The sequence below is a fragment of the Actinospica acidithermotolerans genome (genome assembly GCF_018139625.1).
In the GTDB taxonomy this organism is placed as follows: Bacteria; Actinomycetota; Actinomycetes; order Streptomycetales; family Catenulisporaceae; genus Actinospica; species Actinospica acidithermotolerans.
This window is the reverse complement of sequence record NZ_JAGSOH010000311.1, coordinates 1-740: the sequence shown is the minus strand read 5'-3', so window position 1 is coordinate 740 and position 740 is coordinate 1. Positions and strand designations below refer to the sequence as shown.

1 rRNA gene is annotated in these 740 nt (G+C 50.4%); it reads right to left on the bottom strand.

Going from position 1 to position 740, the window contains the following annotated elements:
- Nucleotides 1–740, bottom strand: a 23S ribosomal RNA gene (locus tag KDK95_RS38855); the annotation flags it as partial.

The following is a 740-nucleotide window of genomic DNA, read 5'->3' as shown; positions in this document are numbered from 1 at the left end:
GACTACCTGTGTCGGTTTGCGGTACGGGCACCTATTTTCTATCTAGAGGCTTTTCTCGGCAGTGTGAAATCAACGACTCGAAGACACAATGTCTTCTCCCCATCACAGCTCAGCCTTAACGAGTACCGGATTTGCCTAATACTCAGCCTTACTGCTTAGACGTGCAATCCAATCGCACGCTTCGCCTATCCTACTGCGTCCCCCCATCGATTAAAACGATTATAGGTGGTACAGGAATATCAACCTGTTATCCATCGCCTACGCCTTTCGGCCTCGGCTTAGGTCCCGACTAACCCTGAGCGGACGAGCCTTCCTCAGGAAACCTTAGGCATTCGGTGGAGGGGATTCTCACCCCTCTTTCGCTACTCATACCGGCATTCTCACTTCTAAGCGCTCCACCAGTCCTTCCGGTCTGGCTTCACAGCCCTTAGAACGCTCTCCTACCACTGTTCGAAGAACAGTCCGCAGCTTCGGTGATACGTTTAGCCCCGGTACATTTTCGGCGCAGTGTCACTCGACTAGTGAGCTATTACGCACTCTTTAAATGATGGCTGCTTCTAAGCCAACATCCTAGTTGTCTGGGCAACGCCACATCCTTTTCCACTTAACATATATTTTGGGACCTTAGCTGGTGGTCTGGGCTGTTTCCCTTTCGAACACGGACCTTATCACCCATGTTCTGACTCCCAAGTTAAATTAATTGGCATTCGGAGTTTGTCTGAATTCGGTAACCCGAGAGG